The organism is Bacillus sp. JKS001846, from assembly GCF_900176455.1.
Lineage (GTDB): Bacteria > Bacillota > Bacilli > Bacillales > Bacillaceae_G > Bacillus_A > Bacillus_A cereus.
On record NZ_FWYG01000002.1, the window covers coordinates 389298 to 406703 of the forward strand.

The window sequence follows — 17406 nt, forward strand, 5'->3', positions numbered from 1 at the left end:
AGTCTCTTCCCTCAAACTCGCTAAGTTATGAACATCACTTTCACATTTCAAATCAATGTAGGAAAAAGATACGTAGTACAGAAAAAGTAACCTTTATACGAATCAATCACTAGCTATAATTTAAATAGGCTGTATAAAAGCAAGTATACCTCCACTTTTATACAGCCTATTTATCACATCTTATCAATTATAACCTGCCTTTTATACCACCGGTTTAGCTTCTCCTTAGCAACACCTGAAAGACGCTTAGTTTTTTGATTGTAGAATCTTGAAAGAGTAGGTTGTGATATACCTATCTCTTCTGAAAGCTCCCTCATTGTTATATTCTTTTTCGTATGCAAAAATACTATCTTTTCACGGATTAAATATTCACTTTCATCCACACTTATAGGCTTACTTTCTTTCTTTTCGACAACTTTTTCCGCTTGTATTACATTGGTATTTTTCTTTTTAACCAAACTCTCCATTGAACTCATTAATTCTTTAGGGGGAAATATTCTAATACCTAACTGCGAATAATAATTTTTAAACCAATTCTTCTTTGTTAATTGTTCTTCATCTAAACCATTTTCATACTCCCAATGGGAAATAACCTTTTCACGTTCTAGATCCATTAAGACATTTTCTAATTGGTCTCTAATTCTATTAGGTTTTTGATTTTGTTTAATATCCATTACTGCTAAAAGTCCTTTATCCCCACCTATAGAATAGGGCCTGCTTAAACTAGAAAACATTTGTCGAATTCTCCACTGCCATGTTAAATAACGAATTAGCCTTTTATGATACTTATGCCTATAACTATTGTATTCAAGTGCTTTTTTAGAGAGTAACGCGTTTGTACTATTTGAGCCATATAAGTAGCTTGATAAGAAACTACCTGGTTTAATTCTACATGATTCTATTCCCATGTATTCATTAGTGTTTTTATCTCTCCAAAGCACCACTGAATCGAGTACAAAAAGCCTTTTTATGATTTCACGTTTTACTTCGTAATGTTTACCAGGTTCTGCACGATCATTTAATACTACAACCTCATTTTCATCATTAAGATATATAAAAATACTTGCTAAAGCAGCAATTCTTTTAGCAACTTTAATCTTATCTTCAGCTCGATAATATTCAACTCCATTAGCTTTTGCCTTAGGAATACTACACATTTCTAAAACTTGTTCATATGAAAAATCAATGAACTCATCTGGTGATTTAGCCTCATTCAACCATTGAATAGTGATAGAATCCAGACAATCTGCTGTTAAGTCATCCATATTACTCATAACACCGTCCACGAGTGTATTCCACCGAGCTGCTTCCTCTATGTTTGTTAACCTTAAATCCTCATCTTTATGAGAAGAAAGTTGAGCCAGTCCATTACTATCCTTTGTTTCAATTGGATATGACTTGATTTTCGTTTCTTCATCCTCTTCAAATTGATTTTTTGCAATTCCATCTCTTAACTTATAATAAACAGCAGAGTTATTAACCTCATAATAAGCATTTGGTTTTACTCGATTATCATCCTCTAACGGAATAGATTCCATTTCATTGTTACTCTTTATAGACCTTAAAAACTCCTGATGAATAAATAAATCGATTGCCTCTTGTATTTCATCTTTATATTGATCTATCTCTGTGAATATTTGTAATGAAGAAACTCCTCTTTTTTGCTGCTTTTCAAGCCATTGTACTAGCATTGAAAAAGAAGGAGAAAGATATGCAGAAGTTACTATTTTGCTGTTATCTTCTTTCACATCCTTATAATAAGCATTCCATTTATCCCATAATGTCTCGTTATCTTTATAAAGTGGTTCCGATATTAATAATGCATCACGAAACAATTGTAGAACATTATCCATATGTCCCCCTCCTTCTTCATTAAATTTTTAAAATCTTTTTATTTCAAGTTGAAATAATATAGCTATATGAATTCCCTTATATAAAAACATGAAAAAATATCAGAATTTTCATTCTTTTACTCTCACTATTAATGACGTTTCATCACATGGCATTGAAGTTTCTTCTTTTATTTATTATATAGAACAACAACAATTTGTAAAACATAGGTATTGTATAGCCTACTTTATAATAACATTAACACCATTAAATAAGATTATTTTCATATAAATATGAAAATCTATAGCGGTATCATGTCCCTTTCGAGATAAAGATGGAAATTGTATCAATATCTTTATTAAAAATAATAAACAAAATTTTTTTCATAAACCCCTATATCCCTGATATAAAAGGATTTGTTCAATCTTCTTAATATTAAACATGAAAATTTATAGCGGTATCATGTCCCTTTCGAATTTATCTTGAAAGGCTTAAAACCACCTATATATCAATGTTTATAATGCTAATTTTCATTTTAAAAGTTCTTTACCCTACATGAAAACTTGTAGCGGTATCATGTCCCCTTATTTCAAAAACATGAAATACAAAATAGCTATATCATGTCCCTTTCAAAAACTCTAATATTCGATATGACGCCTATCATATCAACGATTTAAGGTTATTCCCCTAAAATCCACCGAACATAAAAAGATGAAAATATTTAGCGGTATCATGTCCCTTTAGAGATAATCCAAATTCATTAAAATCATTATTAAATCAAGCATTACAGAGGTTTTCACTTCTAGTTCTTTTCTTTCTAGAAAGATGAAAATCTACAGCGTTATCATGTCCTTTATTTTTTTTGCATATTCATGAAACCCCTTGTGGCTCTAAGATTCAAGACACATTTCATCTTTTCATATTTCACCTTAAAGGAGGACATTTTTACATTTTTCGATTTGTTATAATGAAAATTGGTATATTTTATAGTCTTTTGGCATATATTTCTGAATTTGTAGAACGGAGGTGAAAAAGATGGGAAAGTCATTTGTAATACGAAATCGACGTAGTTTAAATGGAGAAACAACCAATGCTGTGTTAGTAACACTAAAATCTTGGCAAAAGTTCGTGGAAACATTTGAGGAGAAATACTACAGCTATAAAGATACATATTTGGAAGATATTCTGCAGCACATGACATACGAAGAACGTATTGCTGACGTAGAAGGCTTTGTCGAAAAAGCCAAACCATCTTTTTCACGTCGCGCAATGTCTGCACTTGCAGAAAAAACGGGAAGAAAGCATAAATTATACGGCATTACAAATGCTGATCTCGAAGTGTTCTTATATCTACATAAGAAATGCTTTACGAATGGTGTCATTCCAAATGTAACAATACATATGATGTGGGAAGATTACAAGAAATATAAAGAAGAGCTTGCATACATTCAGCATTCTCAATTCTATATCGCTTTGAAAAAGTTAAGCTTACATAACATTATCTCTATTGAAAACGGAGTAGATGGCCGATATACAATCAAGCTGACTCATTTTATGAATGAGGAAACAGAAAAAGCAAATCCATACGTATATATTAGTCCTGTTGTATTTACAAAGGCTTTCTTTAAGCTCTCTGTAGCAGCTAAGAAACTATTCTTAGACATCGCAATGCAACAACATACGGAAACAACATTAAAGCGTTCTTTGGACAAGCAAGACGAAAGAGGAAACAAAACTCACTTTGGCGGGATGTATCGTTTCTTACATAAAAAATATCCGCATCAAATCCGTGCAGTTATTGAGGAATTAACAACGGCATTACCATGTACGGGGAATCCCCTATTCAAAATTTGTAAAATGCAAAAAGGTGTAAAGCATACAAAACGATATACGACATTATATCTGTCTATCCATTCAGACTACTTATGTTCGAAAGAAGCTGGAGAAGAACAATATAGGGATCCCTTTACACCAAAAGCTACCTATGCACGTAAAGCGAAATTCATCGAATCGGTTCTACAAGAAATGAATATTGGTGAACTGTCTGCAGACATGAATAAATTCATTCATGTATTAAAGCATACGTGTCATCGTCAAATCCGCAGTGTCATTCGTGGGCTTCGTGATATGGTTGATCGAAAAGAAGGATATCCAACGAAAATTGTATATACATTGAAAAAACTATTGCATCAAACATCTCAATATCAAATTCTTGATACTGCAGCAAAAGAAGGTATCTATCCTCTTATTGCGCAACATATACCAAAAGAGAGAAATAGTGACCGTGAGCACGCTGTCTTTAATTTCGGTTTACATTATTCTATGTACTCTCTTCACAACATTAAGAAGATGTTTAAGAATGTGCATGCACTACTGAAGCAGAAATTTGCGGTACCAGTGACGGAAGAGTCTTATCACCGTAATTATCTAAAATACCAGGAAGAAGCGTTATTTAGAAAATATGCATATGATCAGGGTGTTAATCTCCATACATATATCGCTTTAGAAATTGAAATGCGAGAAAAACTAAAAGTTCGTGGTCATAAAGAACGCACGATTCCAAGTGATGTACGTGAATGGTTTATTGAAGAAATTGATAAGCTACCGCAAGAGCAACTGCGTGTGATTGAACTACCAAAGCAGTTTAATTTACTAGAGTTTATGCGTACCTTCGAACGTTTAGTACGTGCTGGAGTAACAATAACAGCTCCAGATCAGGTGCTAAACGCAATGGAAATAAAATAATAGTAATGAGCTCTCTATTTTTGAAAAAATCGAAAGTAGAGGGCTATTCGTGTTTGTTTGATTAGTAACACCTTCCTACTACTCTATTCATAAATACTACATTCAAAGAACTTCATGTAAAATGGAGTCTTTTTTTATGCACTTTTATACAAATTCGATTCTATCAATACATAACTCTCCACATAATACTAGAGTGTATTCTTCTAATGTATTAAAACCTATCTTATAATACCTACAAAAAATCAAAAGGAAAATTATAAAAATAGTGGATATGAGGACAAAAAGGATCCAATGTGGATATAATCTTTCTAAAATCATTGTAATGACTAATGTTGTTGTATTTATCTAATAAAAATCATCAATAATAATGTGAGTTATGTGTAAATACTGATTAATGTTAACAAATTGCGGCCTAATCTGAATGAAATGTGGATAATTAGACGGTTAAAATCAACTTGATTACCACATTAAGTGAAAAAATCCCTATTTACTTGGTTGAATATATATAATGCGATTGGTATCAAATTCTTTCTGATTTCATGTAGAAATATATTATTTTCTTTCTGCTTTTTTGTAGAATTAAAAGTCTAATAATCCTTGAATCTACGGATACTTTTTCTGTAATTTATGATTTTTTCTGTTCCTATATCAAATTCCCCCTTACAGGAGTAAGTCTAACCTCTATTTTGAATAACCTATAAAAGTTCTATCTTTATTTCTTTTTAATATATAAGATATATATTTATAATAGATTTTAATCTCATTAGTATGCTTGTTAATAAGATGTCACACATTCAAAAACATTTGTCAATTCCTTGATAATAAATGTAATTAAACACATCATTCCCCTCATACAAAAGGTGGTTTAATCTATCGAACTATATTTTAATAACTTTTTCATGATAAGGAAGACTACAATTACTAAAGTAAGCAAAATATAATTAAAAATGAATGTGCTTTAGTAGGAAAATAATTAATCAAAAAGAAACTTTTGTTTGATACATTTGAGAAGCATTGGTCGCATGTCGAACAACTCTTTAATCTTTGACTATAGCGCTGATATTCACAAAGCTATGTACACGACAAACGCTGTCTAAAGCATCAATTCAAGTTTCCGTAAGTAGACGAAAAAGGCGCTTTCCTGAACGAAAACGCCTTACTAAAAATTCTATATTTACCTGTGAAAAAGTTCTAAAACAAATGGAATGATGGTCATATTCGCAATTGATCAAGGGTATTGAATCAACTTATGATTAACGATAAAATCGCCAAATGTATTGAAAAATACAGTATTTACCTACCATAATTAAAATGCTTTGTTTGTTCAATAAGATAATTTGATATATCTATATTGGTGCCATTCCGCAAGAGGAATTCCACTAAATCTTGTTTTTGAAGAACAGGATTAATAACGGCTCCATCTAACTGACTTAGAATCTGAACAATATCATGATGTGAAAACCCTTTAATTGTTTTAAAAAGCTCTGAATCACGTTTCTTTCGTTCAGCGGATTCTTCAGGATACCAAGTATTTAACGGTTCTTCAAATAGTTTCTCAAGCGTAAAGCGAAGGTTTAATTCGCCCGCCCAACCGAAGTTCAATCCAAGTGGCAGTGATGCACAGTTTCCATTATTTATCCTACCGAATAAGAACGCATCTGTTGGAGTTGGCAGATAGCCGCTAATGACATTTGGTAGTGTATTACAGGCAATTGACATACCAACACCACTACTACATCCAGTGACGACAAAATCAACTGCACCTGAATTTAATAGTAGCCCCACTGCTAAGGACACTTGGATATAGCTTAACTCGGATTCTTCAACTGTAACACCAAAATTGAGCACTTCATATCCATGCTCCGCCACAGCCCTTTTTGTCTCTTCAAAAATCAGTTCATTTTTGCTAGTTTGGGTACTTGCTTGTATTACAGCTATCTTCATTTTCACACGCCCTTTCGATTTAATTATCACACAAACCGAAAGTCAAAAGAAGATAAAAAAGACAGAAGCAATCTTGCCTTAATATTTACTATTCTATGTGCTCGTTTCAAAAACTTACAGAATAACAGTATACATTCAAAATACCATAAATAAAGGCATTACAATCCTAACAAGCAAAAAAAAGTATCTCATTACTATTGAAATACTCATCTAAAGAAAGCTCAAATTAACAATTAGTATATAGCTCCTTACTATATTTCTTTACTAAAAACGCCATTAATAACGTAATAAATCCTATATTTAAACCAAATAATTGATCTAAAGAAATTACATCACGAAAAACTCAACGTATAATAAATTCCACACCAAATACTAATATAAATATCTTATTTGTATATATATGTCTTACATACTCACACCCTGTTTAACGAACTATTTAAAAATAGAAAGTGGCAATAGCATAAAAGCATTTAGTAAAGATATGACAGTTCATTTAAAACTCTAGTAACCCAAAATGTCCAAATATCATACATAAAGTTAAGCCTATAGGATATTTCCAATTTATCCATTCATATAGGGGAGGTAGTTATACGATGATTAAAACTCCTAATACAATTAAAACAACACACTTTCTTCAAATTTAATCCTTATTGCTTGTCTTTTTATTGTCTTGATAATTGAAACTATCCATTTCCCCTGGAGCTGAGCAGTTAGTTCATTCTAACTGCTCTTTTTATTTTTTATCGTCACCCTTCCATTGTACCTCCATATGTTGTATAGAAATATCTCCTTCTAAATTGTCATTGATGCCTCTTTCAAGTCCTAATGCACATCCTACGATGAATTGAGATTTTAACTTATGAATAATTTATGGAATTATTTCCAATACTACGAATAGATTGGTAACAGCCAATCTGTATCCATAATGAATCTCTGATTTTCTTGAATTCTCCCTGAGGCAAGGCGGCTATTTTTAATAGCCGCCTTTCTTGTATGAATTATAAATATTTGTACATACTATTAACGGAATGTTTGAATCATTGTCATTGAAAATGTTCAGCACTTCCGCTCCTTAAGAGAACAGTCTACGCAACTGTTCTCTTTCCTATTTCCTTTTTTCACGCATATAATCTGACAAGCAATATTAACTCTAACTCCCCTACAATCAATCGCATTGCAACATTCTCAACATTTCCTCAACAAATTCTCAATATTTTTCATGGACAACAGCACACTTTCTCAACAGTTTTAATATCTTAATATTAAATACTGAAAGGAGATGTTGAAAAATGACTTGGTTCATTATTTTAGGGTTTATGCTTATTTTAATAATAAGCGGTTTTCATGCACATAGTATTCATATCATTTTCAAAATAGATTCAGATACAAAAGCTATGCCAAATTGGTCTTTCGTTAATAAAATAAACTTTCAAACATTTAAAGAATTGATAAAAAGACCAAACAAGAATAAACTCAAAAGCCTTACAATAGCAGAACTGTTTATCCCTTTAAGTATATTTAATAAATTATTTGGCAAAACATTAATTTTTCTAATCCTATTCTTCTATTCTCAATTCTTAAACTAAATATAATATGAGATGAGTAAAAGAATAGCAGTCGCCGACCATAACAAACAACAGACCGCCTATTACAGACGGTCTGTTTTAAAACAAATTGACTATATCAACAGAATAATAGTGTTTTGATTATTCTGAATGTTATTATTCATAAAAAATAATAGTTAAATATAAACTATCCATTGGCGATCCGCCAGAATTCTGAAATTATAAATAAAATACCGAATCATTTTAAAGCATTATTTGTCTTAGCAAGAACATATTATAAAATGAAGTTCATATTGTAACTAAATATAATTTTTGAATATATGTAATGGAATTGTCTTATCTTTTTTTATTTATGTGATAAAGAAATTAGGTTTGGGAAAATTATACAAACATTTATTTTAAATATTTTAGTTATAAATCAATGTATGAGGCATGATGGTTACAGTATTCAATTGTCTGCTTAGTTAATTCCTCATTTATTATATAAATTTTATATAGCAAAGAAAAAAGCATCCGCTATGGATGCTTTCCCTCAATATTTATAGCTACACGTTCTTTTTAACTGTTTTGCTAATTATTTTTTTCATAGTAGTCCCTCATACCCAGAATCGTCTATTTTTGATATGATGGCCCCTAATAATAAAAGAGATGAAGAATGACAAATTAATATATTTGATCTTCATCTCTTTTATTCTGTAATTTAATTTTTAATTAAATTATATGAGCTTAGCTCAATCTTACGATCACAAAATTCAGCCACATAAGGATCATGTGTAACAACTAATAATGTTTTACCTTCCTGATTCAATTCTTTCAAAAACCCCAAAACCATATCACGATTTTCTGAATCTAATGCACCTGTAGGCTCATCAGCTAAAATAACTTCGCATGGTTTTAGCATCAATCTTGCTAATGCAACCCGTTGTTGCTCTCCACCACTTAGTTCGTAAATTCTATTATTCATTTTATCCATAAGCCCAACTTTACGCATTACTTGTTGTTTTAGTTCTTCTTTATTTATGTTTTTTTTAAATTTTAATGCTATATCTAAATTTTTACTAACTGTTTCTTGATCTATTAATGCATAATTTTGAAATAAAAATCCAAATTTGTCACGTAATAATTTTATATTTTGTTTATAATTTATTTTCTCCCCATCAATCAACACTTCGCCTTCTTCAAAAGATTCTAAAGAACCAATAATATTTAACAATGTTGATTTTCCTACTCCACTTGGACCAATTAAAGCAACCATTTCTCCACGAGAAATTTCAAAATTTATGTTTTTAAAGATATAATGTGAATTATATTTTTTACTTAGTTCTTTTACTTCAATCATTTTTACTCTCCTTTAACAACAGATACTATTCCTTTGTATTCTGAAGTTCTTATAATAAAGTGGGTTAATAATAACTCGAAAGATGCCACACCAACAATAAGCGAAATAATAAATAAGGAAACTCCAAAAAATAGAACAAATGTTAATAATGTTATACACCATAAACTCACTATGATAAAAATAAACTTATAATGTTTATCCATGAATGAATAACCATGAATTGTTTGAACAGCTAAAACAAACTTACTACGCTCCAAATAATTTAAAATAGTAATAAAAACAATAAAAAACAATAATAAACTTACAAATATTAGTGTAAACTTCAAAATCAAACTTTCCTGTTTTAAATCACTTATTTTTTTAGATACAGATGCATATACCCCAGGAGTTCCAATAATTAAATCCTCAGTTTTAGTTTCAGAAATAACCGGTAACAATTCACGATAAGAATTCATAATATCATTCACTTCTGTTAAAATTCGGCCATTACTTATATAACTAACATAACTTTCTGGTCCAAACGTACTAGAATCAATCAAAACTAAAATACAATCTGTTACTGATTCTTTTTCAAAAGAATTCGTATGATCATATAAAAACTGGTACTGATTATTTTTTATATAATGAAAATCTAAAGATAGATTTTGAGATTTGAAATCATCTTGAGTCATCTCTTTAATCACTACTTTATCAAAATACTTCTGTGTTCTAAAATAATCCAAAAAATCTTTTTTAAGCTCTTTTTCCAACGAACGGTACTTTTCTGGTACAAGTAAAGTTAATTCAGTATCACTTTTAGGTTTTAAGTTTTCTAAAGAATTATTATCAATATCAAATACTTGATGATTTTTTAAATAGTTACTATTAACTACAGCATATTTTTGTGAAATAGATTCATCATATCTAGAACCAGATGAACCAGGCATAAAGTAACTAGAAGGAGCCATCAAAATAGAACGACCTTCAACCTTTTTATATAAGTTAACGATACTCAGACCGTTTTGATAATTTTGCTTTTCATTATTAGCTAAGTCAGACGCTTTTCCTCCATACTCAAAAAAAGCATATGATTTTAATTTATCCCAATCCTTCATTTTATGAATACGATCATTTAAATCTTTTTGGGTATGTAGCAAATTAAATACTAAAAAAATTAAAATGAAAGATGCAACATACTTTGACGTAATATTTAATATATTTATAAATTTAAAAGGCTGTTTATTTTTAATCATTCTTTGTATAGTAACGTATTTAACAGCAACAAATACAACACTATTAATAAATAATATAGCTATAATATAAACAATAAAAATTAACATACTAAATAATATAAAATCAAAGAAACGTTTTCCTTCAAATGCAAACCACACAAATGAAAATAGAATTATCATTGTTGGTAATAAAAGATAAATAATTAATTTCAATTTCTCTATCATTATATAAACATAAATGGTTCTCTTTTTATATCCATGAAGTTTTAAAATAGCTAACTCCTTATATCGCATAAAAATCTCATATAAAGTTACAAAAAACATTACAATCATGAAAATAATTGCACTTATCATTAAAATGAAAATTCCTGGCATCGCTAACAAAGTACCAATAAAATATTTGATATTCAGCGAATTATAGTCATTATAAATCAACCCTAAATCTGTTAATTTATTTTTAATCATTTCACGCTGATTATTAGTTTGATATTGAAAACTGTAAAAACCTATTATCGATTTTTCCTCGGCCTTTACTAACGGCTGAAGCGTCATACTTGAGTTTTTATTAAATAAGTCAATATCACCATTATTTGTTGATAAAATTTTATGATTTTCTATATCTACATTCTTTAAAGGAATTACATCCCTAACTTTAGATCGATTATAAATAGAATAATAGTAATCATAATTCACTCCACCTTTATTGGAAGTAGAAAACTGCTTTTTATAAATATTAATCTTTTGCTCTTTTGCAAAATTCTCTAATTCAGTCAAAATATCAATACTTTTCCGATCCTTAGCCCATGAAGTAATTTCAATTGTAGAAACATTAGTTCCTGGAAAATATACTTGCTGATACGATTCTTTTAAATCAAATAAAAAGATACTCAAAACAGAACATATCAAAAACCCTAAACTAATCATAATTAATAATATCTTTTTCATAGTTTCTCCTATCCCTTACTGTAAATAATTAATGTAAAAGGATTTCAGTGATAAATACACTGAAATCCTTTTAGATTGACTATTGAAGGTTATAATATGTTGAAATTGAATCATACCAACTATAAGTAGCTGAAGCTTTAGCCCAAGTGCCTTCACCAATCCAACCACTTGAATAAGTTTGACCTCCAACTTTAACAGCTGCACTGTGCACCTTACTATTATGAAGATAGTAAGAATGTACTACACCATTAGAATAATCATGATCCCATTTGCCGCCCCCAACATCTACTACAGCAGCTGCTGCTGATGTAGCAAAAGCACTTACACACACAGCGCCTAATACGAAACTAGACAATTTTTTCTTTAATCCCATTTGACATCCACCTTCCTAATTTTAAAAAATAAAATATGACTTGCTCACTTATTATTTTATTTTTTCTGAAAATTGTCAAAAAGAAAAAAGTACAAAAAACGACAATTATAATAACCTCTGCTAATAAAAATAATAAAACTGTCAAAAATATTCAGAATTTTCAAATATAATAATTTTACTAAAATGCGCCTTTTCGTCGTATTCCCTTGTGTATTTATATAATCAAATTGACTTGTATTTGATATTAATTTTTATCAAAAACCAAATGTGAACATTATTTAAACTTCTTTTTTTCTATTGTTTTATTTAAAGATTCTTTCAATTTGTTTTTTTCAAATTCAGTTACATTCAATTCTTTAAAATCACTTTCACTTATTTCTATATCATTTAATAACTCATAAATATCCTTCATAATTCACCACCTAACTATTAAATGTAAGTGAAAAACCCAATAATCCTTCTTACAAAATAGATTTACAATTTATATAACGCAGCAAAAAAATAAATCTCTCACTTTAAAAATAAAAATTAAAGGATTGGTTCACTCTTAACAAGGTGAATTCCGTCTCTTCTCTAATTTGATTTTGCTTCTTGAGATACAGCCAAAATGACATTGTGCTGCATTAAACACTCTTAACGTTGTTAAAATCACGCAATTTTATTTAACCTAGGGGTCCTTAGCTTGATGACAATGTTTCCGTCCCCCTAGATAGTTCTAAAAATCATACAGTTTTCTTTTGTCCTCTTAATCCAGTATACTCGTTAAAAACCCCAAAAATATTCTCATATGGGTGAAGTTTTCGTCCGTTTTAGCTAGAAATATGTTCATAAACTGTGTATATAAATCATGGAGGATAGTTTAAAATCTAGAACGGTGAATCGCATCACAAATACAGGGGAGTTTTGGGAAAAACTTATTTTACAGATGCTTCAAGTTCATTTAGGCGAAATAATAATGGAAAACCAGCCGTTGTATAATCAATTTATTACGAACATGCAAGGAGGCTTGTTAGGAGTGAAAATAAGCGAACTAGCACGATTGACCAATGTCAGCATACGATCCATCCGGCATTATGAAAATAAAGGACTTCTAAACGCAGATAGGTTGGAGAACGATTACCGGGATTTCGACGAATCGGCCATAGAACGGGTCAAAGCAATTCAGTTATATTTGAAGCTTGGACTAACAGCAGATGAGATTAAAGTATTGTTCAAGAGCGAATCGGCAAATCCTGACGAATATGAATATTGCGAAGAGATGCTGGAAACGTATGAAAGAAAGCTAAGTAATGTGAATTATCAAATCGAAGCACTTCATGGATTAAAGAGATTACTGGAGAGGCAAATCGCTTTAACGATTAGGAAAAAGAGAACTGTTTAATGTAGAAATGGCCCCCGAGCATGATGAATCGCTCCGGGGCCATTTTTGTTTGTGTTGACATTGACACTAGTGTAATCCTTTATGATTTACTTAATTTCATCTGAAAGGGGTTTTTCATTGAAAAGTAATAGCCAAAATGAGAAAAATGGTTCTGAAACTACAAACACGGTTGGGAACCGAAAATCAGTAACAGTCCTAGGATTAGGGCCGATGGGTCAAGCGATGGCAGGCGTTTTTCTGGAATACGGGTACTCGGTGACCGTGTGGAATCGGACTTCAAGTAAAGCAGACCAGCTTGTAGCAAAAGGAGCCATCAGGGTGTCCACAGTCAACGAGGCGTTAGCTGCTAACGAGTTAGTAATCCTTAGCCTTACAGATTACAATGTGATGTACTCCATTCTTGAACCCGCCTCTGAGAACTTATTCGGTAAGGTGCTCGTTAACTTGAGTTCGGATACCCCAGAGAAAGTTCGTAAGGCGGCTAAATGGTTGGAAGACCGTGGAGCACGGCATATTACTGGAGGGGTGCAAGTTCCACCGTCAGGCATAGGTAAATCGGAATCTTACACATACTATAGTGGTGAGCGAGTGGTCTTCGAGGCTCACAAGGAGACCTTGGAAGTGTTAACAAGTACCGATTATCGGGGCGAGGACCCCGGATTAGCCATGCTATACTATCAGATACAGATGGATATATTCTGGACGGCAATGCTGAGTTACCTACATGCTCTTGCAATCGCTAACGCAAACGGCATTACGGCGGAGCAATTCCTACCATACGCTTCGGCGATGATGTCATCACTGCCGAAATTCGTAGAGTTCTATACCCCGCGTCTCGACGAGAGTGAGCACCCTGGTGACGTGGACAGACTCGCAATGGGCTTGGCGAGCGTTGAGCACGTTGTTCATACTACCCAAGAAGCCGGCATCGACATCGCTTTGCCAGCAACTGTTCTTGAAGTCTTCAGACGCGGCATGAAGACTGGTCATGCCAGTGATAGCTTCACCAGCCTCATTGAAATCTTCAAAAAGTCCGATATTCGTTCATAAAAAATAGACCATTCCTTTCGGGATGGCCTTTAATGGGGCACGGAAACATCGTCATCAAGCTAAGGAAAAGAAGATACCCTCAAACCGAAAAATAGAAGCTTAGATTATATATTGCCACGCTAGAAGGTGAAATTTAACTCTATACAAATCGAAATAAATTTAAGTAACAAACAATTTTTTATAATTGTTTGTTACTTGAATGATATATAGTGATTCAATCGAGAAATTCATAAAAAAAACGTTATTCTTTCCTATTTAGCTTATTTAGAAAGAATAACGTTTTTTTTACTTTGGGATAGCCATGTGTGACAACAACCCTCTTTACTTCACTCACCATCAGCCTAACTTTCCGAATATGGTTCCGCTTTTAGAAATTCATCAATTTATTGTATGAACTGTAGAAGCATAAAATGAGCAATCCTTTCTTGGCACCATTTTATAATCTCAACATATTTTTAAATTATTCTTTTACTGTATTAATTGGCTTCATGTTTCTTTGGTTTCCGTTACACAGTTTCTGAAGCTGGGATGACTCTTAGAAAAAATGAGATAAGAAGACTGTTACATGAGGTACATTAAATGCGAACAATTTAAGAAAGACACTATTTTAGTAACCACTTGTATTTAAGTCTTTCTTAACTAATTTGTTGTAATTACAATTGAACTACCCCCACTTTCACTTCGTTTAGAAGTGGGGAATTCCTAAGTAAAGAGTTCTATCGAACTCTAAATAAAAAAGCTTATCCTTTAACACGTAATGATAAGCTTTTTTATTATTCTTTTCATTTTTTGTTTTCGGAAGTATTTCTTTAAGTTGATAGCAATGCGGTTCTATCCCATCACTATAAAGCTAAAACTTTATAGTGCCCTCAAAACGGAAACAACAAGTTGCATTTATATAAATAGCTTTTGGGAAATTGATAATTTTGTTTAGGGATACTTTAAGATTTTAGCTTGAGAGGCATATAGTACAACCTCATACAGAGTGATTAGGATATTAAACTTAAACGTGTTATTTTTAGCATTCTAAATAATCGGGTTCAATGTATTTTTCTGTTTCAGGAGAGCTTTTAATTTCTATAGGATATTTCTTAAAAGCTACAACAGTAACCCTATCTTCTTGAACTAAACTTCTGGATTCATTTATAGAAGAGAAACCTGTTCGCGTTAAAAAATTGTATAGAGAGGATTTTGTCATCCAAAAACTAGTAATGTTATCTAATGATGCCCATTTTGATTTTAAACGTTCTTCTATTGATGAATTAGCAGAGTGTTCTAGCATTGTGTGCCCCTTATATTCATAATTTTTATAGAGTACTGATACATTGGGAATATGAGTGATATGAGTATCAATTATTACAAACCTTTTGCAGACTTCATACACTTTTTCTAAAAAAGGGAATACATCTGAGCAATCTAAATGATATAAAATACCAGAGCATAAAACAATATCAAATTGACCATATTTTTCAGCACTTAAATTTCTTACATCATCTTGATAAAAGGTTAAGTTTTCCAACCTTAATAAATCTTTAGCGAATATAGCTTTTTGTACGTTTGATTCTCTTCCTTCTATCCCTACAACAGTTGCTCCTTGCATAGCAAACTCAATAGCGTAATGCCCCTCTAAACAAGCTAAATCTAAGATTCGAAGATTTTTAAAATCACATTGTGTGATATCTTGAATCATTGTCACAATTTTTTTTAACGCAGGATTTGGTTGTCGAATATCTCTTGTATATAGAGTATCCGTTAATTTAATATCATAAGCGGTCCATTCACCATATTTACGAATAATGTTTTCTTTTTCGAGAACAAAATCTTTCATGATACAATTCGCCACCTTTAACATAATATTATGTGTAATATATACCTTTATAAGATCAATATATGTGTGTATAACTTGTATTTAGACGAAGGTAAACATTTTAAAGTTTATTCCCAAGTACCATTAAGCACAAGTCTACGCTAAAGGTGTTATATGCATAATAATGTTTTTATGAAAAGGTAGTTGCAATTGCAGCTACTTTTTTATATAAGGCACATTGTAATAGATATTTGCGCCAACATAAAGACTCTCTTTCAAATTTTTCAAAAATAAGCTGTTTTTTAATGTTATGTACAAAAAACTAGAAATATTTAATTCTACGTTTTTTATAGATTAATCACTTCATTTACTATTTCTCAAATTCATCAATTTCAGCTTTACGCTTTAAAAATATTTCAATATCTTTATTTACTCTTTCCATTAAACCAAGAGCGTGTCTATCATTTAAAGCTAATTCTTTATAACCCCATATATATTCTATTGTTGTCGCTTTACTTTGTTTATGATCTGCAAAATACCATTCTAAAGGCTGTAAAGGATTAGATACTTCAAACAATTCAGCTGGGTACCATGAAGGCAGGTTTTCATTTTCACCTAAGATTAGATAGTCTAATTCTCCACCCAATGAATTAATACCATAAACCACATATTCCTTATAGATTTCTAAATTTATTATCGAATTTCGATTATATTCTTGTTTTAATAACCCCTCTGAAAATGTATCTCCTGAATTTTTTATACATTTTACTTTCATATACAAACTCCTATCAACAAAAAATTAATTTTTAAAATTAAAATCATCAAAATTGATATAATAAAAACCGCAGAAATTAAATATTCGCACGGTTTTATGTTTACCTAAGGCTCTTTTCATTATTTTACAACAATATAGAATTCACCTATCATTTCTTCTTGAGCATCTTGAAATGTTTCTAAAATCAAATCCGCTTCTGCGGCCTAACATATTCTTACTATCTTTAAAAAACTCCCATTCTATTGTTAAAGGAAGAGTAACCCATGCTGTTAACCAATACCACAACGCATCAGCATTCTCTCCATAATAATTCGGTAGATCTAATTTATTTTTCAATATTTTATGCATTATCTCTTTACTTGTAAATTTCCGTCATCTAATTGGATTGTTTCTATAATAAATATCCTCTCTATTTCATCTCAGTATAGAAACAAAGTCTAT

Annotated in this window: 12 protein-coding genes and 1 pseudogene; 4 read left to right on the top strand and 9 right to left on the bottom strand. The window is 31.1% G+C overall.

The window, feature by feature from the left end:
* Positions 1-173 precede the first annotated feature (173 nt).
* Positions 174-1853 (bottom strand): helix-turn-helix domain-containing protein, encoded by a 1680-nt coding sequence (locus B9A45_RS30870; RefSeq protein ID WP_084065885.1) that lies wholly within the window; start codon positions 1851-1853, stop codon positions 174-176.
* A 1012-nt stretch (positions 1854-2865) separates the two neighbouring features.
* Between B9A45_RS30870 and B9A45_RS30880 the strand changes: the two genes are divergently transcribed.
* Complete coding sequence (locus B9A45_RS30880; RefSeq protein ID WP_084065887.1) at positions 2866-4575, top strand: hypothetical protein; 1710 nt, start codon at positions 2866-2868, stop codon at positions 4573-4575.
* Between the two features lie 1293 nt (positions 4576-5868).
* Here B9A45_RS30880 and B9A45_RS30890 read toward each other — a convergent pair.
* The gene (locus B9A45_RS30890; protein ID WP_084065888.1) at positions 5869-6519 is read right to left on the bottom strand and encodes an RpiB/LacA/LacB family sugar-phosphate isomerase; all 651 of its coding nucleotides are present in this window, start codon (positions 6517-6519) and stop codon (positions 5869-5871) included.
* 1289 nt (positions 6520-7808) lie between these two features.
* Between B9A45_RS30890 and B9A45_RS30900 the strand changes: the two genes are divergently transcribed.
* Positions 7809-8105 carry a hypothetical protein gene (locus B9A45_RS30900; protein WP_084065889.1) on the top strand — a complete coding sequence of 99 codons (297 nt, stop codon included), beginning with the start codon at positions 7809-7811 and terminating at the stop codon, positions 8103-8105.
* Between the two features lie 679 nt (positions 8106-8784).
* Here B9A45_RS30900 and B9A45_RS30905 read toward each other — a convergent pair.
* From B9A45_RS30905 to B9A45_RS32450, 4 genes are all read right to left on the bottom strand, one after another.
* Positions 8785-9423, bottom strand: coding sequence for a putative bacteriocin export ABC transporter (locus B9A45_RS30905; RefSeq protein ID WP_084065890.1), 639 nt, complete (start codon positions 9421-9423; stop codon positions 8785-8787).
* A 2-nt stretch (positions 9424-9425) separates the two neighbouring features.
* Positions 9426-11579, bottom strand: coding sequence for a DUF1430 domain-containing protein (locus B9A45_RS30910; RefSeq protein ID WP_084065891.1), 2154 nt, complete (start codon positions 11577-11579; stop codon positions 9426-9428).
* 79 nt (positions 11580-11658) lie between these two features.
* Positions 11659-11952, bottom strand: a complete 294-nt coding sequence (locus B9A45_RS30915; RefSeq protein WP_084065892.1) for a lactococcin 972 family bacteriocin — start codon at positions 11950-11952, stop codon at positions 11659-11661.
* A gap of 274 nt (positions 11953-12226) precedes the next feature.
* Entirely contained in the window at positions 12227-12364 is a 138-nt protein-coding gene (locus tag B9A45_RS32450) for a hypothetical protein (protein WP_179135426.1), read from the bottom strand.
* Between the two features lie 603 nt (positions 12365-12967).
* On the opposite strand from B9A45_RS32450, the gene B9A45_RS30920 reads away from it, so the two are divergent.
* Both B9A45_RS30920 and B9A45_RS30925 read left to right on the top strand, forming a co-directional pair.
* Positions 12968-13333 (top strand): MerR family transcriptional regulator, encoded by a 366-nt coding sequence (locus B9A45_RS30920; protein WP_084065997.1) that lies wholly within the window; start codon positions 12968-12970, stop codon positions 13331-13333.
* A gap of 81 nt (positions 13334-13414) precedes the next feature.
* Positions 13415-14383: an NAD(P)-dependent oxidoreductase gene (locus B9A45_RS30925; protein ID WP_256891738.1), complete on the top strand. Its 969-nt coding sequence runs from the start codon at positions 13415-13417 to the stop codon at positions 14381-14383.
* A 1018-nt stretch (positions 14384-15401) separates the two neighbouring features.
* Here B9A45_RS30925 and B9A45_RS30930 read toward each other — a convergent pair.
* The 3 genes and pseudogenes from B9A45_RS30930 to B9A45_RS30940 all read right to left on the bottom strand — a co-directional run bounded on the left by B9A45_RS30930 (position 15402) and on the right by B9A45_RS30940 (position 17360).
* Complete coding sequence (locus tag B9A45_RS30930) at positions 15402-16211, bottom strand: class I SAM-dependent methyltransferase (RefSeq protein WP_142263117.1); 810 nt, start codon at positions 16209-16211, stop codon at positions 15402-15404.
* 349 nt (positions 16212-16560) lie between these two features.
* Positions 16561-16965, bottom strand: coding sequence for a hypothetical protein (locus B9A45_RS30935; protein WP_084065895.1), 405 nt, complete (start codon positions 16963-16965; stop codon positions 16561-16563).
* A gap of 119 nt (positions 16966-17084) precedes the next feature.
* Positions 17085-17360: pseudogene (locus B9A45_RS30940) on the bottom strand (barstar family protein).
* Positions 17361-17406 lie beyond the last annotated feature (46 nt).